At 72.7% G+C, this 21,278-nt stretch carries 25 protein-coding genes; 22 read left to right on the top strand and 3 right to left on the bottom strand.

Annotation, left to right across the window (positions count from 1 at the left end):
- From ABD332_RS37780 to ABD332_RS37760, 5 genes are read left to right on the top strand one after another with little or no spacing between them, the layout of a single operon-like run.
- Positions 1-1,350: an aldehyde dehydrogenase family protein gene (locus ABD332_RS37780; protein WP_344507875.1), complete on the top strand. Its 1,350-nt coding sequence runs from the start codon at positions 1-3 to the stop codon at positions 1,348-1,350.
- Positions 1,351-2,118, top strand: a complete 768-nt coding sequence (locus tag ABD332_RS37775) for a 3-oxoacyl-ACP reductase (protein ID WP_344507873.1) — start codon at positions 1,351-1,353, stop codon at positions 2,116-2,118.
- The gene (locus tag ABD332_RS37770; protein ID WP_344507871.1) at positions 2,115-2,801 is read left to right on the top strand and encodes a gamma-glutamyl-gamma-aminobutyrate hydrolase family protein; all 687 of its coding nucleotides are present in this window, start codon (positions 2,115-2,117) and stop codon (positions 2,799-2,801) included. The genes ABD332_RS37775 and ABD332_RS37770 overlap by 4 nt, the downstream gene beginning before the upstream one ends.
- Before the next feature lie 10 nt (positions 2,802-2,811).
- A complete protein-coding gene (locus ABD332_RS37765; protein WP_344507868.1) occupies positions 2,812-3,705 on the top strand; it encodes an LLM class flavin-dependent oxidoreductase in 894 nt (297 codons plus the stop codon).
- A 5-nt stretch (positions 3,706-3,710) separates the two neighbouring features.
- A complete protein-coding gene (locus tag ABD332_RS37760) occupies positions 3,711-4,430 on the top strand; it encodes a gamma-glutamyl-gamma-aminobutyrate hydrolase family protein (RefSeq protein ID WP_344507866.1) in 720 nt (239 codons plus the stop codon).
- A 10-nt stretch (positions 4,431-4,440) separates the two neighbouring features.
- Here the strand turns inward: ABD332_RS37760 and ABD332_RS37755 are convergent, their stop codons facing one another.
- Entirely contained in the window at positions 4,441-4,659 is a 219-nt protein-coding gene (locus ABD332_RS37755) for a hypothetical protein (protein WP_344507864.1), read from the bottom strand.
- A gap of 53 nt (positions 4,660-4,712) precedes the next feature.
- On the opposite strand from ABD332_RS37755, the gene map reads away from it, so the two are divergent.
- Positions 4,713-5,570, top strand: coding sequence for a type I methionyl aminopeptidase (map, locus tag ABD332_RS37750; RefSeq protein WP_344507862.1), 858 nt, complete (start codon positions 4,713-4,715; stop codon positions 5,568-5,570).
- Positions 5,567-6,301, top strand: coding sequence for a VIT1/CCC1 transporter family protein (locus ABD332_RS37745; protein ID WP_344507860.1), 735 nt, complete (start codon positions 5,567-5,569; stop codon positions 6,299-6,301). The genes map and ABD332_RS37745 overlap by 4 nt, the downstream gene beginning before the upstream one ends.
- Positions 6,302-6,571: 270 nt before the next feature.
- Here the strand turns inward: ABD332_RS37745 and ABD332_RS37740 are convergent, their stop codons facing one another.
- Both ABD332_RS37740 and ABD332_RS37735 read right to left on the bottom strand, forming a co-directional pair.
- A complete protein-coding gene (locus tag ABD332_RS37740) occupies positions 6,572-7,003 on the bottom strand; it encodes a ferritin-like domain-containing protein (RefSeq protein WP_344507858.1) in 432 nt (143 codons plus the stop codon).
- Positions 7,000-7,464, bottom strand: a complete 465-nt coding sequence (locus ABD332_RS37735; protein ID WP_344507856.1) for a hypothetical protein — start codon at positions 7,462-7,464, stop codon at positions 7,000-7,002. Before ABD332_RS37735 ends, ABD332_RS37740 begins: the two co-directional genes overlap by 4 nt.
- A 278-nt stretch (positions 7,465-7,742) precedes the next feature.
- Here ABD332_RS37735 and rimP point away from each other — a divergent pair, with 278 nt between their 5' ends.
- The 15 genes from rimP to rpsO all read left to right on the top strand — a co-directional run bounded on the left by rimP (position 7,743) and on the right by rpsO (position 21,109).
- Positions 7,743-8,345, top strand: a complete 603-nt coding sequence (gene rimP, locus ABD332_RS37730; RefSeq protein WP_344507854.1) for a ribosome maturation factor RimP — start codon at positions 7,743-7,745, stop codon at positions 8,343-8,345.
- Positions 8,342-9,400 (top strand): transcription termination factor NusA, encoded by a 1,059-nt coding sequence (nusA, locus tag ABD332_RS37725; RefSeq protein ID WP_344507852.1) that lies wholly within the window; start codon positions 8,342-8,344, stop codon positions 9,398-9,400. The genes rimP and nusA overlap by 4 nt, the downstream gene beginning before the upstream one ends.
- A gap of 5 nt (positions 9,401-9,405) precedes the next feature.
- Entirely contained in the window at positions 9,406-9,702 is a 297-nt protein-coding gene (locus ABD332_RS37720; RefSeq protein WP_344507850.1) for a YlxR family protein, read from the top strand.
- A 159-nt stretch (positions 9,703-9,861) separates the two neighbouring features.
- Positions 9,862-12,918, top strand: coding sequence for a translation initiation factor IF-2 (gene infB, locus ABD332_RS37715; RefSeq protein WP_344507848.1), 3,057 nt, complete (start codon positions 9,862-9,864; stop codon positions 12,916-12,918).
- 82 nt (positions 12,919-13,000) lie between these two features.
- On the top strand, positions 13,001-13,375 hold the full coding sequence (locus tag ABD332_RS37710) for a hypothetical protein (protein ID WP_344507846.1): 375 nt from the start codon (positions 13,001-13,003) through the stop codon (positions 13,373-13,375).
- Positions 13,376-13,395: 20 nt separating this feature from the next.
- Positions 13,396-13,692 (top strand): DUF503 domain-containing protein, encoded by a 297-nt coding sequence (locus ABD332_RS37705; protein WP_344507844.1) that lies wholly within the window; start codon positions 13,396-13,398, stop codon positions 13,690-13,692.
- A gap of 99 nt (positions 13,693-13,791) precedes the next feature.
- Positions 13,792-14,265 carry a 30S ribosome-binding factor RbfA gene (rbfA, locus tag ABD332_RS37700; protein WP_344507843.1) on the top strand — a complete coding sequence of 158 codons (474 nt, stop codon included), beginning with the start codon at positions 13,792-13,794 and terminating at the stop codon, positions 14,263-14,265.
- Complete coding sequence (locus ABD332_RS37695; RefSeq protein WP_344507841.1) at positions 14,262-15,296, top strand: DHH family phosphoesterase; 1,035 nt, start codon at positions 14,262-14,264, stop codon at positions 15,294-15,296. Before rbfA ends, ABD332_RS37695 begins: the two co-directional genes overlap by 4 nt.
- Before the next feature lie 53 nt (positions 15,297-15,349).
- Positions 15,350-15,751: a hypothetical protein gene (locus ABD332_RS37690; RefSeq protein ID WP_344507839.1), complete on the top strand. Its 402-nt coding sequence runs from the start codon at positions 15,350-15,352 to the stop codon at positions 15,749-15,751.
- A gap of 43 nt (positions 15,752-15,794) precedes the next feature.
- Complete coding sequence (locus ABD332_RS37685) at positions 15,795-16,013, top strand: DUF6186 family protein (protein WP_344507837.1); 219 nt, start codon at positions 15,795-15,797, stop codon at positions 16,011-16,013.
- A gap of 548 nt (positions 16,014-16,561) precedes the next feature.
- The gene (locus ABD332_RS37680; protein WP_344508173.1) at positions 16,562-17,848 is read left to right on the top strand and encodes an MATE family efflux transporter; all 1,287 of its coding nucleotides are present in this window, start codon (positions 16,562-16,564) and stop codon (positions 17,846-17,848) included.
- Positions 17,849-17,861: 13 nt separating this feature from the next.
- The gene (locus ABD332_RS37675) at positions 17,862-18,728 is read left to right on the top strand and encodes a DUF3626 domain-containing protein (protein ID WP_344507835.1); all 867 of its coding nucleotides are present in this window, start codon (positions 17,862-17,864) and stop codon (positions 18,726-18,728) included.
- A gap of 11 nt (positions 18,729-18,739) precedes the next feature.
- Positions 18,740-19,630, top strand: coding sequence for a tRNA pseudouridine(55) synthase TruB (gene truB / locus ABD332_RS37670; RefSeq protein ID WP_344507833.1), 891 nt, complete (start codon positions 18,740-18,742; stop codon positions 19,628-19,630).
- A gap of 175 nt (positions 19,631-19,805) precedes the next feature.
- Positions 19,806-20,747 carry a bifunctional riboflavin kinase/FAD synthetase gene (locus ABD332_RS37665; RefSeq protein ID WP_344507831.1) on the top strand — a complete coding sequence of 314 codons (942 nt, stop codon included), beginning with the start codon at positions 19,806-19,808 and terminating at the stop codon, positions 20,745-20,747.
- Positions 20,748-20,839: 92 nt separating this feature from the next.
- Positions 20,840-21,109 (top strand): 30S ribosomal protein S15, encoded by a 270-nt coding sequence (rpsO, locus tag ABD332_RS37660; protein ID WP_344507829.1) that lies wholly within the window; start codon positions 20,840-20,842, stop codon positions 21,107-21,109.
- The last annotated feature ends 169 nt before the right edge of the window (positions 21,110-21,278 follow it).

Raw genomic sequence — 21,278 nt, 5'->3', positions numbered from 1 at the left:
ATGCATGACGTCATTTCGCCGGTGACCGAGGAAGTGGTCGCCACGGTGCCATCCCTGGGCGTCGAGGAGACCGACGCCGCGATCGAGAAGGCCCACCAGGCGTTCCAGGCATGGCGGGCCGTGGCGCCGGGCGACCGGGCCCGGCTGCTGCGCCGCTTCGCCGCGCTCGTCGACGAGCACAACGAGGAGCTCGCGCAGCTGGAGGTCCGCAACTCCGGGCACACCATCGGCAACGCCCGCTGGGAGGCCGGCAACGTCCGGGACGTGCTCAACTACTACGCCGGGGCGCCCGAGCGGCTGAGCGGGCGGCAGATCCCGGTCGCCGGCGGCATGGACGTCACGTTCTACGAGCCCCTGGGCGTCGTCGGGGTCATCGTGCCGTGGAACTTCCCGATGCCGATCGCCGGCTGGGGCTTCGCCCCCGCGCTCGCCGCCGGCAACACCGTCGTGCTCAAGCCCGCCGAGCTCACCCCGCTGACCGCCCTCCGCCTGGGCGAGCTGGCCCTGGCGGCCGGCCTGCCCGAGGGCGTGTTCACGGTGCTGCCGGGCAAGGGCTCGGTCGTCGGGGAGCGGTTCGTCACCCACCCGCTCGTGCGCAAGGTCTGCTTCACCGGCTCCACCGAGGTCGGCAAGCGCATCATGGCCGGCTGCGCGCAGCAGGTGAAGCGGGTGACCCTGGAGCTGGGCGGCAAGAGCGCCAACATCGTCTTCGCCGACGCGGACCTCGCGAAGGCGGCCGCCGGTGCGCCGGGCGCGGTCTTCGACAACGCGGGCCAGGACTGCTGCGCCCGGTCCCGCCTGCTCGTCCAGGCCAGCGTGTACGACGAGTTCATGGGCCTGCTGGAGCAGTCGGTGACGGCATTCCGGTGCGAGGACCCCGCCCTGGAGACCGCGCAGATGGGGCCGCTGATCTCCGCGGGGCAGCTGGCATCGGTGCGGTCCTATGTGGACAACGCGCTGATCACGGGCACCGCGCCCGGCGGACCCGGCTACTGGATGGCGCCGACCGTGCTCGCCGCGGAGTCGACGCAGGACCGGCACTGGCGCGAGGAGATCTTCGGCCCGGTCCTGTCGGTGCTGCGCTTCGACGACGAGGCCGACGCGATCCGTCTCGCCAACGACACCGAGTATGGCCTGTCCGGCTCCATCTGGACCGGCGACCTGGGCCGCGGGATCCGCGTCGCCCGCGGCGTCGAGGCCGGCAACCTCAGCGTCAACTCCAACTCCTCGGTGCGGTACTGGACGCCGTTCGGCGGCGTGAAGCAGTCCGGCCTCGGCCGTGAGCTCGGCCCGGACGCGGTCGCCGCGTTCAGCGAAGTCAAGAACGTCTTCTTCAGCACGGAGGTCTAAGTGCAGGCTCGTCTCCAGGACCGGGTCGCGGTCATCACCGGCGCCGGCAGCGGCATCGGGCTCGCCACGGCGCGCCGGTTCGCGTCCGAGGGCGCCAAGGTCGTCGTCGTGGACCTCAACCCCGACGCCGGCAAGGCCGCCGCCGAGGAGGTGGGCGGCGAGTTCGTGGCCGCCGACGTCTCCGACGAGGAGCAGGTCAGGGCGCTCTTCGACGGCGTCGCCGAGCGGCACGGGCGGCTCGACATCGCCTTCAACAACGCCGGCATCTCCCCGCCGGACGACGACTCGATCCTCGACACCGGCCTTGAGGCGTGGGAGCGGGTGCTGAAGGTCAACACCACCAGCGTCTACTTCTGCTGCAAGTACGCCATCCCGCACATGCGCGCCCAGGGCAAGGGCTCGATCATCAACACCGCGAGCTTCGTCGCGCTGCTCGGCGCCGCCACCTCGCAGATCGCCTACACCGCGAGCAAGGGCGCGGTGCTGTCGATGACCCGCGAGCTCGGCGTGCAGTTCGCCCGCGAAGGCATCCGGGTGAACGCGCTGTGCCCCGGCCCGATCGCCACCCCGCTGCTCATGGAGCTCTTCGCCAAGGACCCCGAGCGGGCCGCGCGGCGCCTCGTGCACGTGCCGATGGGCCGCTTCGGCGCCCCGGAGGAGATCGCCGGCGCGGTCGCGTTCCTCGCCAGCGACGACGCGTCGTTCATCACCGCCTCCACGTTCCTCGTCGACGGCGGCATCACCGGCGCGTACGTGACGCCGCTGTGACCGCACTGGTCGGGATCACCGCGTACGTCGAGCCGGCCCGCTGGGGCGTGTGGGACACGCGGGCGGTGCTCGTCCCCGAGGGGTACGTGCGGATGGTGCGGGCGGCCGGCGCCCGGCCGGTCATCCTGCCCCCGTCGGCGGACGACGCCGCCGACCTGGTCCGCCGCCTCGACGGCCTCGTCCTGGCCGGCGGTGCCGACATCGAGCCGGCGCACTACGGCGCGCCGGCCCACCCGTCGACGAAGACCCGCCCGGACCGCGACAGCGGCGAGCTGGCCGTGCTCGCCGCGGCGCTAGACGCCGACCTGCCGGTGCTGGGGGTCTGCCGCGGCATGGAGCTGCTCGCCGTCGCCTGCGGCGGCACGCTCACCCAGCACCTGCCCGACGTCCTGGGCAACGAGCGGCACCAGCCGAGCCCCGGCGTCTACGGGGCGCACCCGGCCCGCTTCGCGCCCGGCTCCCGGGCCGAGGCGATCTTCGGCGGGACGGCGGAGGTCAACTCCTACCACCACCAGGCCGTCGACGACGCGGGCGCGCTCACCGTCACCGGATGGGCCGACGACGACGTGATCGAGGCCGTGGAGCACCCGGAGCGCCGCTTCGTCCTCGGTGTCCAGTGGCACCCCGAGGAGGCCCTGGACGTCCGCCCGTTTGCCGCCCTCGTGCGGGCGATTCCTGGGTAGGTTGGGAGCCATGCGCATCGGGTGCGGACTGCCGGTGTCCGGGTCGTGGGCCACGCCGGAGATCCTTGCGGAGATCGCCACCGAGGCGGAGCGGCTCGGCTACGACTCGCTGTGGACCTTCCAGCGGCTGCTGTCGGCGGACGGTCCGATGTACCGCAGCGTCCTCGACCCGATCGTCGCGCTGACCTTCGCCGCCGCCCGGACCAGCCGGATCCGCCTCGGCGTGGCCGTGATCAACCTGCCGTTCGTGTCGCCGGTCGTGCTCGCCAAGCAGGTCGCCACCCTCGACGTGCTCAGCGGCGGCCGGGTCGATCTCGGGCTCGGCGCCGGCTGGTCGTCCGACGAGTTCACCGCGACCGGCGCCTCGATGGCGCGGCGGGCGGCGCGGACCCGCGAATACGTCGCGGTGCTGCGGGCGCTGTGGTCGGGCGCCGCCTCGTTCGACGGCGAGTTCTACACCGTGCCGGACGGCCGCATGGAGCCCCGTCCGGTGCAGCGCCCCGGCGTGCCGATCCTCCTCGGCGGCGCCGTCGAGGCCGCGATCCGCCGGGCGGGTGAGATCGGCGACGGCTGGGTCAGCCGCTCCGCCACCGACCTGTCCGACATCGCGTCGGATGTCGCTCTTGTACTGGAGGGCGCCAGGTCCTCCGGTCGCGCTTCGCCGAGGATCGTCTGCCGCGGTGTGGTCAAGCTCACCGAGACCGAGTTGGACTCCGACGGCCGGCCGCCGCTGTCCGGCAGCTACGAGCAGGTCCGCGAGGGCGCCGCGTGGCTCGGCACGCAGGGCGTCACCGAGGTCTTCTACGACCTGAACTGGGACCCGCTCATCACCCTCGCCCCGGAGGCCGCCCGCGACAGGGCACTCGAGATCCTCCACAACCTCGCCCCGGTGGGATTAAGTTGATGGGCATGTCGCGACCGGTGATCGGACTGACCACCTACGCCGAGGAGACCCGCTTCGGGCTCAACGACACCTTCTCGGCCGTGCTTCCACTGTCCTACGTGCACGCGGTGCACTCCTCCGGCGGCCGGGCGGTCCTCGTGACCCCCGACGACCCCGACATCGACGTCCTGGACGGCCTCGACGGGATCATGTTCACCGGCGGCTCCGACGTGAACCCGGACCTCTACGGCGAGCCGCCCCACGCCACCACGAAGGTCAAGCCCGAGCGTGACACCGCCGAGCTGCTGCTCATGCGCGCCGCGCTCGCCCTGGATCTGCCGCTGCTGGGCATCTGCCGCGGCATGCAGCTGATGTGCGTCGCGTATGGCGGCCGCCTCCACCAGCACCTGCCCGACGTCCTGGGCCACAACGACCACCGCCCCGTCAGCGGCCCCAAGTTCGGCGAGCACCCCGTCGTCCTGACCGGTGGCACCCTCGCCGCCAAGATCCTGGGCGACTCGGTGATGGTCAACTCGTTCCACCACCAGGGCTGCGCCGATCCCGGCACGCTGACCCCGACCGGCTGGTGCCCCGACGACAACCTCATCGAGGTCGTCGAGGACCCGTCGAAGCCCTTCGCCGTCGGCGTCCAGTGGCACCCTGAGGACACCACCGACTTCCGCGTCTTCGCCGCCTTCATCGAAGCCGCCCGCGCCTACCGCGCCTCGGCGTACGCGCGGCCGTGAGCCGGCTCGGCTACTCGCCGGTGGCGGCGGCCTCGTCTCCGGTGGCGGCGGCCTCGTCCGAGGTGCGGTGGTCGATGCGCAGGTCGGGGGCGGTCTCGCGGTAGTGCTCGCGGTCCTCGGAGTCGGCGAGGAGGGCCTCGGCCTGGGCCTTCGGGTCGTCGCTGCCGGCGGCGAGCTCTTCGGGCAGGAGGTCCTCGGCGCGCTGGGAGACGCGGTCGTCGTCGATCATGCTCAGGGGGTTACCCAGACCATGTCGTGTTGATGCGCGTTAGGCTTTTCGGCATGACCGTCCGCGCACCGCTCGCCCCCGGCACGCAAACACCCTGGCGTCAGGTTCCGGCCTCGATCGCGCGCCCCGAGTATGTGGGGAAGCGCGGGCCGAGCAAGCAGCGCGGGTCGGACGTGCAGACCCCGGAGATCATCGAGCGGATGCGGGTGGCGAGCCGGCTCGCCGCGCAGGCGACGGTGCTGGCGGGGGAGCACGCCAAGCCGGGGGTGACGACCGACGAGATCGACCGGGTGGTGCACGAGTTCCTCTGCGACCACGGGGCGTATCCGTCGACGCTGGGCTACAAGGGGTTCCCGAAGTCGTGCTGCACCTCGCTCAACGAGGTGATCTGCCACGGCATCCCCGACTCGACGGTGATCGAGGACGGCGACATCCTCAACGTGGACGTGACGGCGTTCATCGGCGGGGTGCACGGCGACACCAACCAGACGTTCTGCGTCGGTGACGTCACCGAGGAGGCCCGGCTGCTGGTCGAGCGGACCCGCGAGGCGATGATGCGGGGCATCCGGGCCGTCGCGCCCGGCCGGCCGATCAACGCGATCGGGCGGGTCATCGAGGCGTATGCGAAGCGCTTCGGCTATGGCGTGGTGCGCGACTTCACCGGCCACGGCATCAACGAGGTGTTCCACACGGGCCTCTACGTGCCGCACTACGACAACCCGCGGCTCACCACGGTGATGGAGCCCGGGATGACGTTCACGATCGAGCCGATGATCACGCTCGGCACGCACGACTACAACATCTGGAAGGACGGCTGGACGGTCGTCACCAAGGACCGCAGGTGGACCGCCCAGTTCGAGCACACCATCGTGGTGACGGACGACGGCTTCGAGATCCTGACCCTGCCGTGACGAGTCCTGCGGGGCATCCGGCGGGGCACCCCGCGGCGCATCCTGCAGCGCTGGACGCGCATCACCATGCCGACGTCTCGGGTGGGTGGTTGCGGGCCGCGGTGTTCGGGGCGATGGACGGGCTGGTCACCAACATCGCGCTGATCGCCGGTGTCGGCGGTGGCGGGATCGCGCCGCGGACGATCGTGCTGACCGGGGCGGCGGGCCTGGTCGCCGGGGCGATCTCGATGGGGCTGGGCGAGTTCACCAGCGTCCGCGCGCAGAACGAGCAGGTCGCCGCGGAGGTGGCGAAGGAACGGCGGGAGCTGACCCGCTTCCCCCAGGAGGAGGCCGAGGAGCTCGCCAGGATCTGGGAGCGCCGGGGGCTGCCGCCGGACCTGGCGCTGGAGGTCGCCTCGACGCTGGGGCGGGACATCGACGAAGCGGTCCGGGTCCACGCGCAGGAGGAGCTCGGGGTCGACCCGGACGAGGCACCCAGCCCGTGGGTGGCCGCCGGGTCGTCGTTCGTGTGCTTCTCGATCGGCGCGCTGGTGCCGCTGCTGCCGTATCTGCTCGGCGCCACCAGCCTGTGGCCGGCGCTGGCCGCGGGCGGTGGCGGGCTGTTCGTCGCCGGGGCGTTGATCGCCCGGTACACCCGCCGGCGCTGGTGGGCGTCGGGTGTCCGGCAGCTGCTGCTCGGTGCGGCGGCGGCCGGTGCGACGTATCTGGTCGGGAGGGTCATCGGAGTGTGAGACCTGATCGTCCGGGAAGGCGCAGGTGGTGCTCTTCCCGGACGGCAGGGCTCACGAGACGGTGTGTTTAACGACGCGGCTGCATCGTCGGACCGGCCCAAGCGGTGCGGCGCATGTCGGTCTCCTCTCGTTCGGACGCTCGTGGCGTGATGCAACGATCGTCGCGGAGCGGACACGTCCGTGGGGTCCTGCGCCCTTGCGATGGCACGCTTTCGGGAGTACCGGAGGTTTCAGATCTCGCGAGGCCGGATCGCCCTGTTTGTCGGGTTTCTAGGCCTTGCCGGGGAACGCGCTGGTCAGCGGCGTCGTGCCGGCCGCCTGGCGCAGGGCGGCGCCCCGGGTGGCGCAGTCGACGAGCGCGTCGACGGCGAGCTTGCGCACCTCGCCGGAGGTCGGCGGCAGCGCCAGCCGCCACTGTGCGGCCGTGCGGTCCTCCACCATGGCGAGGAGCTTCAGTGCCGACGCGCGGTCGGTGACCGGGAACGGCAGCGCATACGCGGGCGCCGCGGGCGGTGGCGTGACCCCGGCGCCGGACAGCCGGACCACGAGGTCGTCGCGGCGGGCGCGGTGGGCCGACTCGGCGTTGCGGGCCAGGCCGACCGTCCCGCCGTCGAGCTTGGCGCCGGCGGTGCCGTAGGCGTAGATGGCGGCGTGCTCGGCCTGCAGCGCCGCCACGAGCCGCTCGTCGGCGGGCGTCGTCATGTCAGGATCTCCACGTGTGCGGCGCGGCAGGCGGCGATGGAGCCGAGCAGGGCCGCCCGGTAGGACGGAGCGGCCAGGCAGGCGCCGGTCGCGTCGTCCTGGCCGGTCTTCTCCAGCCCGACGAGCTCCTTGATCGCGGCCGCCTGGTCCTGCACGACCGGCCCGGCGGACGCGCTCGCCACCGGCATCGGGCCGTGCTCGTCGATGCCGATCTCGCGGGCCAACGCGACGACGTGCGCGGCGTGGTCGTCCTTGAGCGGGCCGAGCCGGTCCTGCAGGGCGGGGAACGCGGTGAGCACCTCGGCGTAGCGGTCCCGCAGCGCCACCGTGCGGGTGAGCAGCGGCAACAGCACATCGGGCGCCGGGTGCCAGGTCGCCGCGGACCGCTTCGGGACGTCGCAGGCGGCGAGGGTCGCCACCACCCCGGCTGCGGCGGCGAGGACGGCTCTGCGGGAGGACACGCGCACAGTGAACACCATTCAGCGCGATTTGGGGGAACACGACCCGCGGTCGTGGCCTCCGGCGCGACACGGGTGAGACCTCGGGTGGAGACACGGTGGGGACACGGTGGGACCCGGGTGGGGACACGGTGGGAGCGCCGCCGGAACGCCGGAGGTCACGTCGCGTTACGCTCTGCGGGGAGCCGCCCGTGGGTACCGACGCGGGCGGCGTGAGGCCGTGCCAGAGCTGCCGGGTGGGCGTGACGCGCCCATGGCGGTGCAGAGAGAAGGTGTCGATCATGGCTCAGCAGCGGGATCGCCGCAGCGGCGGTTCGCGGGATGCTGGGGCCCGTGACGCCGGCGCGCACCGCGAGCGTCTGCGGAAGGTCGTCGAGCCGGTCGTCGTGGCGGCGGGCTTCGACCTGGAGGAGCTCGAGGTCAGCCGGGTCGGGCGGCGGCACCTGCTGAGGGTCGCGGTCGACAGCGACCGGGGTGTCGACCTGGACGCCGTCGCCGAGGTGTCGCGGGCCGTGTCGGCCGCGCTGGACGAGGCCGAGGCGGGCGGCGACGAGCTGATCGCGGGGGAGTACGAGCTGGAGGTCGGCTCCCGCGGGGTCGACCGGCCGCTGACCGAGCCGCGGCACTGGCGGCGCAACCGGACCCGCCTGGTGCAGGTCGACGCGGCCGGCGTGCCCGTCACCGGCCGGGTGACGGCGGTGAGCGACACCGGGGTGACCCTGGACGTGGAGGGCGCCGCGCGGACGGTCGCCTTCGAGGACCTCGGCCCCGGCCGGGTGCAGGTAGAGATGAAGCGTCTGGCCGAGCTGCCAGATGACGAAGACGACGACTTCGCGGATGACGAAGACGATGACGACGACGAGGAAGGGGAGGACGAGGCGTGAACATCGACCTGGCGGCGCTCCGCGCGCTGGAGCGTGAGCGGGAGATCCCGTTCGAGACCATCCTCGCGGCGATCGAGACCGCGCTGCTGACCGCGTACCGGCACACCGAGGGGGCCAACCCGCACGCCCGCGTCGAGATCGACCGCAGGAGCGGCGCGGCGTCAGTGCTGGCGCAGGACCTCGACGAGGACGGCACGATCGTCCGCGAGTACGAGGACACCCCGCACGACTTCGGCCGGATCGCGGCGATGACCGCCAAGCAGGTCATCCTGCAGCGGCTGCGCGAGGCGACCGACGAGGTGCACTTCGGCGAGTACGTCGGCCGCGACGGCGACCTGGTCACCGGCGTGATCCAGGCGCACGACGCGCGCGCCGAGAAGGGCATCGTCTCCATCGACCTCGGCAAGATCGAGGGGCTGCTGCCCGCGGCGGAGCAGGTGCCGGGCGAGCGGTATGAGCACGGCCAGCGCATCAAGTGCATCGTGGTCCACGTGGTGAAGGGCTTCCGCGGGCCGCAGGTGACGCTGTCGCGGTCCCACCCCAACCTGGTGAAGCGGCTCTTCGCCCTGGAGGTCCCGGAGATCGCCGACGGGACCGTCGAGATCGCCGCGATCGCACGTGAGGCAGGTCACCGTACGAAGATCGCGGTGCGCACCACGGTCGCCGGGGTCAACGCCAAGGGTGCCTGCATCGGCCCGATGGGTCAGCGGGTCCGGGCCGTCATGAGCGAGCTGCACGGCGAGAAGATCGACATCATCGACTGGTCGGACGACCCCGCCCAGTTCGTCGGCAACGCGCTGTCGCCGGCCAAGGCGCTCAACGTGGAGGTCGTCGACGCGGGTAACCGGGCCGCCCGGGTGACCGTCCCGGACTTCCAGCTTTCCCTGGCCATCGGCCGTGAGGGCCAGAACGCGCGGCTCGCCGCGAGGCTCACCGGCTGGCGCATCGACATCCGCCCGGACAATGCCACGGACGGCGCCGCCGACAACGGTTCGGCCGGCAACGTCGATCACGTCACGGGACCGGGCGCGGCACAAGCCGAAAGCGCAGGGTAGACTTCTTGACGGTTCGTCGCACGCCCCCGGTCCGCACCTGTGTTGGTTGCCGGTTGCGTGCGTCATCCTCCGAGTTACTGCGGTTTGTCGCGATCGAGTCCGGCCCTGACCAGTTCATGGCCGTCCCCGATCCGGCCCGCAGACGGCCGGGTCGGGGAGCGCACCTGCATCCTGATCCGGCTTGCCTGGCGCTAGCGGAGCGTCGGCGCGCCTTCGGGCGGGCCTTGCGTATCGCCGGAGTCCTCGACACCGGCCCGCTGGCCGAAGCCGTCACCCTGGCGGCAGCGGAGCAATCGCAGTGATCGGAACCGCCGATGGTGGGCGCGAGATGCCCCACCCGGACACGCAAGGTAGGACGACGGACATGAGCACACGATGAAGTCCCTGAGATGACCAGGCTTCAAGTGCACGAGTGAGGTCGGCGCGGACCCATGCCGCCCGGCCTCGAGGTGAGGAGTGTAGTGGCAGGCAAGGCCCGCGTACACGAGCTGGCAAAAGAGCTCGGGGTCGAGAGCAAGACCGTGCTCGCAAAGCTGCAGGAGCTTGGCGAGTACGTGAAGTCCGCATCCAGCACGGTCGAGGCGCCAGTGGCGCGCCGGCTGCGAGCGAGCTTCGAATCCGGAGGGGCCGCACCGGCACCCTCGGCTCCTCCTGCGCCGGCATCGTCGGCTCCCTCGGCCGCGCCAGTGCCCACGGCACCGCGTCCGGGCCCGGCAGTCCCGGCAGCCAAGCCCTTCGCGCCCCCGAAGCGGCCGCAGCCGCCCGCGGGTGGCGGACCCGGTGGCGGGCGTGGCCCGATCCCCGGCCCGCCGCGCCCCGCGGCTCCCGCGGTCAAGCCGACGAGCGCGCACGACATCGAGGTGGCGGCCGCCGAGCAGCGCGCCGCCGCGCTGAAGGCGGACCAGGACGCGGCCCTGAAGGCCGCGAAGGAGGCCCGCCAGCGGGAGACCACCAGGCGTGAGAGCACGCCGCCGCCCAGCGGTGGTGCGCCGACGCCCGGCCCGCGTCCCGGTCCGGCGACGCCGGCGCCCCAGCCGGGTGCCGCGCCGACCCCGGGTGCCCCACGTCCAGGCCAGGGGCCTCGTCCCGGCGGCGCCCGCCCGCCGGCGCGCTCCCCGGGCAACAACCCGTTCGGTGTCTCCGGCGGCGCTCCGGCGCGGCCCGCACCGGGTGGCGGCAACATCCCGCGGCCCAACCCGGCCGCGATGCCTCCGCGGCCCAACCCGGCCTCGATGGGCGGCCCCCGGCCCAACCCGTCGCAGATGCCGAGCCAGCGTCCGGGTCGCCCGGCCGGTGGGCCCGGTGACCGTCCCGGTCGTCCGGGTGGCGGTCCCGGCGGTGGCGGCGGTGGCTTCCGCTCCGGCGGTGGCGGCGGTCGTCCCGGCGGTCCCGGTGGCGGCGGCGGTGGCGGTTTCCGTCCCGGTGGCGGCGGCGGTGCCGGTGGCGGTTTCCGTCCCGGTGGCGGCGGCGGCGGTGCCGGAGCCGGTGGTGGCTACCGTCCCGGTGGCGGCGGCGGCGCGCCCGGCGCGGGCGTCGGCGGTGCCGGTCGTCCCGGCGGCGGCGGTGCCGGTGGCCGTGGTCGCGGCGGCGGTGCCGCGGGTGCCTTCGGGCGTCCCGGTGGCCGGCCGACCCGTGGCCGCAAGTCCAAGAAGCAGCGCAGACAAGAGTTTGACAACCTGTCCGCGCCGACGATGGGTTCGGGCGCTCCCCGGGGTCAGGGTCAGTCGATCCGGCTCCCGCAGGGTGCCTCCCTGTCCGACTTCGCGGACCGGATCAACGCCAACCCGGGCTCGCTCGTCCAGGAGATGTTCAACCTGGGTGAGATGGTGACGGCGACCCAGTCGTGCACCAACGAGACCCTGCTGCTGCTCGGTGAGCACCTGGGCTTCAACGTCGAGATCGTCAGCCCCGAGGACGAGGACCGCGAGCTGCTCGCGCGCTTCGACATCGACATCGATGCCGACGTCGACGAGGAGCGCCTGGTCATCCGGCCGCCGGTCGTGACCGTCATGGGTCACGTCGACCACGGTAAGACGAAGCTGCTCGACGCGATCCGCTCCACCAACGTCGTGGCCGGCGAGGCCGGTGGCATCACCCAGCACATCGGTGCCTACCAGGTGCACGTGCCGCACGGCGAGGACGGCGAGGACCGCGCGATCACCTTCATCGACACCCCGGGTCACGAGGCGTTCACCGCCATGCGTGCCCGTGGTGCGCAGGCCACGGACATCGTGGTCCTGGTGGTCGCGGCCGACGACGGCGTCATGCCCCAGACGATCGAGGCGTTGAACCACGCCCAGGCGGCCGAGGTGCCGATCGTGGTCGCGGTCAACAAGATCGACAAGGAGAACGCCAACCCGGCCAAGGTGCGTCAGGAGCTGACGCAGTACGGCCTGGTCGCCGAGGAGTACGGCGGCGAGACCATGTTCGTCGACATCTCCGCGAAGAGCCGCATCAACATCGAGGGTCTCCTCGAGGCCGTGCTGCTCACCGCCGACGCCGCGCTCGACCTGCGCGCGCCGATCGACGGTCCGGCGCAGGGCATCGCGATCGAGTCGCACCTCGACCGTGGCCGTGGTCCCGTCGCCACCGTGCTGGTGGAGAAGGGCACGCTCAACGTCGGTGACTCGATCGTCGCCGGCCGTGCCTACGGCCGCGTCCGGGCGATGCTCGACGAGAACGGCACGCCCGTGCCGTCCGCGGGGCCGGCCCGTCCGGTCCTGGTGCTCGGTCTGACCTCGGTGCCCGGCGCCGGTGACACGTTCCTCGCCACCGACGACGACCGCACCGCGCGCCAGATCGCCGAGCAGCGGCAGGCCCGCCGCCGCGCGGCCGAGATGGCCTCGCGCACCGGCCGGGTCACCCTGGAGAACCTGTTCGACCAGCTCAAGGAGGGCGAGAAGACCACGCTCAACCTCATCCTCAAGGGTGACGGTTCGGGTTCGGTCGAGGCGCTCGAGGACGCACTGGTCAAGATCGTCGTCGCCGACGAGGTCCAGCTCCGGATCATCCACCGGGGCGTGGGCGCCGTCACCCAGGACGACGTCAACCTGGCGAGCGCGTCCGACGCGATCGTCATCGGGTTCAACGTGCGGGCCGAGGGTCGCATCCGCGAGCTGGCCGACCGCGAGGGCGTGGAGATCCGGTACTACACGGTCATCTACCAGGCCATCGAGGAGATCGAGACCGCGCTCAAGGGCATGCTCAAGCCCATCTACGAGGAGGTCGAGCTCGGCACGGCGGAGATCCGCGAGGTCTTCCGCTCGTCGCGCTTCGGCAACATCGCGGGCTGCATCGTCCGCACCGGGCTCATCCGGCGCAACAGCAAGGCGCGCCTGCTCCGCGACGGGGCTGTCATCTCCGACAACCTCACCATCGCGGGCCTGCGCCGCTTCAAGGACGACGCCACCGAGGTCCGCGAGGGCTTCGAGTGCGGTATCACGCTCGGCAACTTCAACGACATCCAGCTCGGTGACGTCATCGAGACCTGGGAGCTGCGGGAGAAGCCGCGCGGCTGATGCCGTCCAGCTGAGAGGGGCCGCCGCGGGTTCGCGGCGGCCCTTTCTTTGATGTTGGTTTCGGGCGTACCGTCGATGCGTCATGAACCTCGTCTGGTGGTCGATCGAGGTCCGCGACGGGGCTACCCCGGCGCGGCAGTGGCGGGACGCCTGGTCGCGGTCGCTGCTCGAGGCCGCTGTGACGCACGGGGCGCATGACTTCATCTGGCAGGCCGAGCCGTTCGGGGTCGTGCTGGAGCTCGGCTTCGCCGAGACCGGCGACTGGGACCGCTTCCGGAGCCTTCCGGCCGTGACCGCCGCCGTCGACGCGGTCGACCCGACGTCGATCTACGTGTACCCGGGCCGCGGCGGCGGCGCCGGCGCCGGGCTGCCCCGGCGCAGCCCGCGCCCGATCGTCGAGGACGCCGCACCACTCCCGGTCTCACCTGCTTTTATCTTGGTGGCCAGACTTCCGTAGAGTCGTTAGGATCTTGGGCCGTGTATACCGGAACCGCGGTCTTCGACATGCTTCTGCCCGGTGACTCCCGTTCACTGAAGGCCAAGCGCGCCTACGTGCGGCCGCTGGTGGCCTACCTGCGCAAGTTCGAGGTGTCGGTCGCCGAGGTCGGCGCCCTCGACCTGCACGGACGCGCCGAGGTCGGCGTCGCGGTGGTCGCCGCCGAGGCCGGGCACGTGCGGGAGGTCCTGGACACCATCGAGCGGGCGGTCGCGGGCCGCCCCGAGATCGAGTTGCTCTCCGTGCGCCGCCGGCTGCACGGTGACGATGACGAGTAAACCCGCGCCTGGTCCGGGGCGCTGGACGCGGCCTCCAGGTCGCGGCGCGGGTAGTGTCAGAGCGTTGGTCAGATCGTTTTGGCTGCGGAGGTGTTCGAGATGACGGATCCGGCAAAGGTGCGCCGGCACGCCGAGCGGGTGAAAGAGCTCGTCGCATCGGTGGTGCGGACGCAGGTCAAGGACCCTCGGCTGGGGATGATCACGATCACCGACGCGCGGATCACCGCTGATCTGCGTGAGGCGACCGTGTTCTACACGGTGCTCGGTGACGCGACGGCACAGTCGGGCACCGCGGCGGCGCTGGAGAGCGCCAAGGGGCTGCTGCGTTCGACCGTCGGCAAGGCACTGGGGCTGCGCCACTCGCCGAGCCTCACCTTCGTGCACGACGACGTGACGGAGCACGTGAAGCACATCGACGACCTGCTGGCGACCGCGCGCAACGCCGACGCGGAGGTCCAGCGACGGGCCGCCGGGGCGCACTATGCGGGCGACGCCCAGCCCTACAAGGTCGACGACGAGGCGGGGGCCGAAGGCGCCGACGACGAGGTCGTCGTCGGCCAGGACCGTCGGTGACCGCACCGCAACCGTCGCCCGGGGAGTGGGCCGCAGCTGTCTCAGCGCTGCGCGGCCTGCCCCCGGGCGCTCGCGTGCTGCTCGCCTGCCACGTCAACCCCGACGGTGACGCCCTCGGCAGCATGCTCGGCTTCGCGCTGGGGCTGCGCCGCTTCGCCCCGTCGCTGGTCGTCGAGGCGACCTTCCCCGGCCCGCTGACCGTGCCCGCGCCCTTCGACGAGCTGCCGGGCGTGTCCATGCTGGTCCCGGCGGCCGCCGTCACGCCGCCCGCGCCCACGCCCGACGCGATGCTGGTCTTCGACGCCGCCAGCGTCGAGCGGCTCGGCGACCTCGCCGGCGTGCTGGCCGCCGCCCCGGTCGGCATCGTGCTCGACCATCACGCGTCCAACCCCGGCTTCGGGGCGGTCAACCTCATCGACCCGTCCGCCGCCGCGACGTCGGTCGTCGCCGAGGGGCTGCTCGGCCGGCTCGGCGTGGCCCTGGACGCCGAGATCGCCGAGTGCCTGTACGTGGCGCTCGCCACCGACACGGGCTCTTTCAAGCACGGCTCGACCACGCCGGCGGTGCACGAGCTCGCGGCCCGGCTCATCGCCACCGGCATCCCCGTCGGCGACGTCTCCCGCCGCCTGTTCGACACCCGGCCCCACCGCGCGGTCCGGCTCTTCGGCGTGGCCCTGGCCCGCACCGCGTTCGAGCCCGCCGGCGGGCTCGGCCTCGCGTGGACCTACGTGACGCTGGACGACCTCGCCGAGTTCGGCCAGCCCGCGGGCGCGGTGGAGGCGCTCATCGACTCCGTGCGCTGCGTCGCGGAGGCCGACGTCGCCTGCGTGGTGAAGCCCATCGGGCCGCACGAGTGGTCGGTCTCGCTGCGCAGCAAGGGCGCCGTCGACGTCAGCCGGGTCGCCGTCGGTCTCGGCGGCGGCGGGCACCGCTTCGCGGCCGGGTTCAGCGCGACCGGCACGGTCGACGAGGTGATCGCCGCGATCCGCACCGCGCTCACGGAATCGGTCGTCCTGGCAGATCAGGGTTAAACGGGGGCTGACATCGCTGGCACACCGGGTGTCGCGCCGGTGACAATCGATGGATGGACCGACCTGAGCTGGTTGCGGAGGTCGACCGGGGCTGGGCCCGCCCGGTTGTGCTCGCCCCGGTCTTCGCCCTGATCGCCCTGGTGGGCGGGGCGCTGCCGTCGTTCTCCCTGCGGGCCAACCTGCTCGTCCTCGGCGCCGGGGGAGCGCTGCTGTGGCTCGGCATGTCCGCCACCGTGCCGAAGCGTCCCGCGCCGGCGCGACTGCCCCGGGCGGCGGCGTGGTGGCTGCTGCCGGTCGGGCTCTTCGCGGTCATCGAGGGCGTCACGTTCCTGATCGGGTCGCGGGCCTATCCGACGCTGTCCCGCCTCGCCGACCCCTTGCTGGAGCACTACCTGGCCCGCGCCGCCGCCTACTTCGGCTGGCTGTGGGCCTTCTGGGCGATGGTGCGGCGATGACGGTCGCGCGGGCGGGGAAGGCAGCGATGGCGGGGGTGCGGCGATGACGGTTGCGCAGGTGGGCATCGCGGCCGCGTTCGCCGTGTCGCTGGGGCTCTTCGCGGTGGTCGAGATCGCCGCCCGGCGGGAGGGCTCGAAGGTGCCGACGCTCGGCGAGGTCTGCGGCGTCGTCATGCGCTACCGGGTCGGCCCGCTGCCGGTCGGCCGGATCGCGATGTTCGGCTTCTGGTGGTGGCTCGGCTGGCACTTCCTGGCGCGTTGACGAGCGTCCTGCCGTACGCCCCGACGAACGCCCTGACGGACTTCCGACAGGTGAACCCGCCGGTAACTGCGTCCAGATCGCGGGATGACGTCGCACATCGTGGAACTGAACGATAGCTTAGGAATATGCGCATCGTACGAATTCTTCGCTGCCCGTCCCGGGGCTGACCGCTTCCAGCGGAACCCGGCGGCGGGCGTCTCACGGCCCAGGAAACACCACAGCCGCCAAGCGAGGAACAGATGCGCCAGACCCACCGATCCACGTTGCAGGCCGACACCACCCACAGTCGGTCTCCTCGTCGTGTGTTGGCGTGGCCGCCGGTGACCCCGGCGCCCCTGCGATCGGACCGTCGATACTCCAACCGCGTCACCGAGTCAGGAGACCGTCATGCCTGAGCAGCCGAAGTCCCAGCCCAAGCCGCAGGAGCCCACCACCGAGACGCGTGAGCGCGCCCGTGCCGCCCTGCAGATGTCGATGGACCGCCGGGGCTGATCACCCTGTAAGTAGCGTGTAGGGAGGCTTCTCCTTACGCTGTCGCGGTGACCCCGATGCGTCGTGTCGCCGCCCTCGCCCTGCCCGCGCTCGTGGTGCTCGCCGCCGAGCCGCTCTACGTCCTCGTCGACACGGCGGTCGTCGGGCACCTCGGCCGCGAGGAGCTGGGTTCGCTCGCCATCGGCGGGCAGATCATGGCGCTCGCCGTCTGGCTGGGCAACGTGCTCGCCTACGGCACCACCGGCCGCGCCGCGCGCCGCTTCGGCGCCGGGCAGCGCGGTGCCGCGGTCGCCGAGGGCGTCCAGGCGTCCTGGCTGGCCTTCGCCGGCGGGGTCGTCATCATGGTGGTCCTCGAGGTGTTCGCCGGGCCGCTGACCCGTGCCGTCGCGGGGTCGCCCGGCCCGGTCGCCGACGGCGCCGCCGACTGGCTGCGCATCGCCGCCCTGGGCGCGCCCGGCCTGCTGCTCGGCACCGCGGGCAACGGGTGGATGCGCGGCGTGCAGGACACCCGCCGCCCGCTCTACTACGTGCTCGGCGCCAACGCGCTGTCGGCCGTGCTCTGCCCCCTGCTCGTGCACCCGCTGGGGTTCGGCCTGGCCGGCTCCGCGATCGCGAACGTCGTCGCGCAGACGGCGGCCGGCCTGCTGTTCGTCCGGGCGCTGCTGACCGAGCGGGTCCCGCTGCGGCCGCACCTGGACGTGATCCGCCACCAGCTGGTGCTCGGCCGCGACCTGCTGCTGCGCGGTGCGGCGTTCCAGGCGTGCTTCCTGTCCGCGTCGGCGGTCGCGGCCCGCTTCGGCACCGCCAGCCTCGCTGCGCACCTCATCGCGATCCAGCTGTTCTTCTTCACCGCGCTCGCCCTGGACGCCGTCGCGATCGCCGCGCAGTCCCTCGTCGGCGCCGCGCTCGGCGGCGAGCAGGTCGACGAGGCACGCCTGCTCGCCCGCCGCATCACCGCCGCCGGGCTGGTCTCCGGCGCCGTGTTCGCGGTCCTGGTCGCGGCCGCCCTCGCCACCGTCCGGCCCTGGTTCGGCGCCGATGATCAGGTGTACGCCCAGGCGAAGACCGCCTGGTGGTGGTTCGTCGCGATGATGCCGGCCGCCGGCGTGGTCTTCGCGCTCGACGGGGTCTTCCTCGGCGCCGGCGACGTGCGGTACCTGCGCAACCTCACGTTCGTCTCGGCGCTCGGCGGCTTCCTGCCCGGCATCTGGCTGGCGTACCTGCTCGACGCCGGCCTGCGCGGGGTGTGGGTCGCACTGTGCCTGTTCATCGCGCTGCGCCTGGGCGGCCTGCTGTGGCGCCTCACCGGCGACAAATGGGCGGTGGCCGGCGCGGTCCGCTGACATACTGCGCGCCGTGGACGCACAGCTCACGGCCGCGCAGCTGGAGGCGCTCGGGCACGTGCGGGCGGCGGCCGGCCCGCGCACCGACCCGGTCGACGCCGTCGTGACGATCAACTTCCATCCCGACCGCATCGACGCCGGCGGCCGCACCGTGATCGCGGGGCTGCTCGCCGACGGCCGGTTCCGCAGCCAGTTCGAGACCGGAATCTCCAACGGCGGCCTCACGGCGCACCCGGGCGGCGACCGCGACCGCTGGGAGGAGCGCATGTTCGGCGGCGCCTACCAGCGGCCCGGCGTCGTGCCCGCCGACCGGCCCAAGTACGGCGCCCTCGACCTGCGCCGCCACCCGGCCGGCGCCGCCCGCCGCTTCGGCTCCGCCCACCTGCGCCTGCGCCCAGAGGTCAACACGCGCGCCACGTTCACCCTGGGGGACAGCTTCCACGAGCCCCGGGAGGCGGGCGTGTTCGACGCGTTGGCGCCGGTACTGGCGGGCCTCGCCGACCACGTCGCCGCGGCCGGACCGCTCGACGACTACGTCGAGGCGCAGGTCCACGGCCCCGTCGACCTCGCCCGGGACGTGGCGGCGCTCGTCCTCGACGACAGCTTCGCCGGCCACCTGCCCGCCGCGGAGACGCTCGCGGACCGGTACGGCATCAAGCTCGAATGGCGGGCGGGGCCGCGCCTGAGCCCGGACGAGATCGACGACGAGTTCCGGGGTCCCGAGGTGCGCCCCCTGGCGGTGCTGCTGTGTGAGCGCTGGTCGCGGCCCTTCGTCGACGCCGAGCTGATCGGCCGCGCCGCCCGCGCCGCCCACGCCGATCCCGAGCGGCTACAGCTGTTGAAGTACCTGTGGCACACCCTCACTGTGCACGGCGGTTAGGCTGACCCGTCGTGGCGCAGAAGGCAGCAACGCAGGGCGGGCTCGTCGTCGTCGACAAGCCCGGCGGGATGACCTCGCACGACGTGGTGTCGCGGATGCGGCGGCTGGCGAAGACCCGCAGGGTCGGGCACGGCGGCACCCTCGACCCGATGGCGACCGGGGTGCTCATCATCGGCGTGGAGAAGGCGACCCGGCTGCTCACGTACGTCATCGGCAGCACCAAGGAGTACCGCGGCACGATCCGGCTCGGGCAGGCGACCGTCACCGACGACGCCGAGGGCGAGATCGTGTCCACTGTGGACGCGAGCGGGGTCACCGACGGCGACGTGCACGCCGGGCTCGCCCCGCTGCGCGGGGAGATCCTGCAGGTGCCCAGCGCCGTGTCGGCGATCAAGGTGAACGGGGTCCGCTCCTACCACCGGGTCCGCTCCGGCGAGGAGGTCGCGCTGCAGGCCCGGCCGGTCACCGTCGCCCGCCTCGAGGTGCTCGGCATCAACCGCTCGGACACGTGGGTCGACGTCGACGTCGACGTCGCGTGCTCGTCCGGGACGTACATCCGCGCGCTCGCCCGGGACCTCGGCGCGGCGCTCGGCGTCGGCGGGCACCTGACCGCGCTGCGCCGCACGGCCGTCGGCGCGTTCACCCTCGCCGAGGCGGCGACCCTGGACGAGCTGGCCGAGCGGGACGACCCGGTCACGATGCCGCTGCCGGCCGCCGCCGCACGGTCCTTCCCCCGCCGCGACGCCGACGAGGTCGAGGCGAAGACGCTCTCGCACGGCGGGTCGCTCGCCCCGATCGGGGTCGCCGAGCCGTACGCGGTCTTCGCGCCGGACGGCAGCGTGCTCGCCATCGTCCGGGAGAAGGACGGCCGGGCGCGGCCGGAGATCGTGCTCGTGCCCTGACACCACCGGTACACCCGCCGCGACCGCCACACGAGCGCCCGCTGCGACCCGTACACCCGCCGCAAACGTCACACGAGCGCCCGTCGCGACCCGTACACCTGCCGCAAAGGTCACACGAGCGGCTGTCGCCACCCGTACACCTGCCGGAAACGCCACAAGAGTTAGGCTCGCAACCATGCAGCGGTGGCGGGGAACGCAGGCAGCGCCGGGTGGATGGGGGCGCGCGGTCACCACGATCGGCGTCTTCGACGGCGTGCACCGGGGGCACCAGCAGGTGATCGGGCACGTCGTGAAGCGGGCCGGCGAGCTGGGCGTGCGGTCGGTCGTGCTGACCTTCGACCCTCACCCGTCGGAGGTGGTCCGGCCCGGGTCGCACCCGGCGGTGCTGAGCGAGCCGTCCCGCAAGGCGGAGCTGATCGAGGCGCTCGGCGTCGACGTGCTGTGCGTCATCCCGTTCACTGTCGAGTATTCGCACCTGTCGCCGGAGGCGTTCGTCCACGACGCGCTGGTCGAGCACCTGCACACCGCGCTGGTCGTGGTGGGGGAGAACTTCCGGTTCGGCCACAAGGCCGCCGGTGACCTGCAGCTGCTGCACCGGCTCGGGCGCACGTTCGGCTTCGGGGTGGAGGGCGCGCCGCTGGTGGCCGACGAGGGCACCGTGTTCTCCTCGACCTACATCCGGGCCTGCGTCGACGCGGGTGACGTGGTCGCCGCCGCCCGCGCGCTGGGCCGCCCGCACCGCGTCGAGGGCGTCGTCGTGCGGGGCGACCAGCGCGGCCGTGAGCTGGGCTTCCCCACGGCCAACCTGCTGACCGCGCCGAACGCCGCGGTCCCCGCCGACGGCATCTACGCCGCCTGGGTGACCCGCGACCGGGACGGCGAGCCGCACCGCGCGGCGGTCTCCATCGGCACCAACCCGACGTTCTCCGGCAAGGAGCGGCGGGTCGAGTCCTTCCTGCTCGACTTCGCCGGCGACCTCTACGGCGAGCGGATCGCCGTCGACTTCGTCGAACGCCTCCGTGAGCAGCGGGTGTACACCGGCGTCGAGCCGCTGGTCGAGCAGATCCACGACGACGTCGCACAGGCCAGACGAGTGCTGGACCGTCCCGTCTGTTAGCCTTGTGTCGACGCCGGGTGACCGGCGGGGGTCAGGCTGCCTGCACGACGCCGCGGGGCTGGCCCGTTCAGATCCAACCTTTAAGGGAGAACATGGCGCTCGACTCTGCGCAGAAGACCGAGATCATGGGCAAGTACGCGACCGGCGAAGGGGACACCGGCTCGCCGGAGGTCCAGGTCGCGATGCTGACCAAGCGGATCGCGGACCTCACCGAACACCTCAAGAAGCACAAGCACGACCACCACAGCCGGCGCGGCCTGCTGCTGCTGGTCGGCCGTCGCCGCCGCCTGCTCAACTACCTGCAGCGCAGCGACATCGCCCGCTACCGCTCGTTGATCGAGCGGCTCGGCCTGCGGCGATAACGACTCGCACGGTGGGGAGCGGCGTCCATGCGTCGCTCCCCTTCGTGTAGTGACACACTGGTATGGAGCAGTCGCCCCGCCGAGCGTGTCGGCGCACCGGTCCTCGGTAGTGGCTTCCGGGCAGATCAGCCCCGTGAGCTTCGATCGAAGACCGGCCGCAGACAGCTCC

It is taken from the genome of Dactylosporangium maewongense (genome assembly GCF_039531485.1).
Lineage (GTDB): Bacteria > Actinomycetota > Actinomycetes > Mycobacteriales > Micromonosporaceae > Dactylosporangium > Dactylosporangium maewongense.
This window is presented reverse-complemented; position numbering and strand designations above follow the sequence as displayed.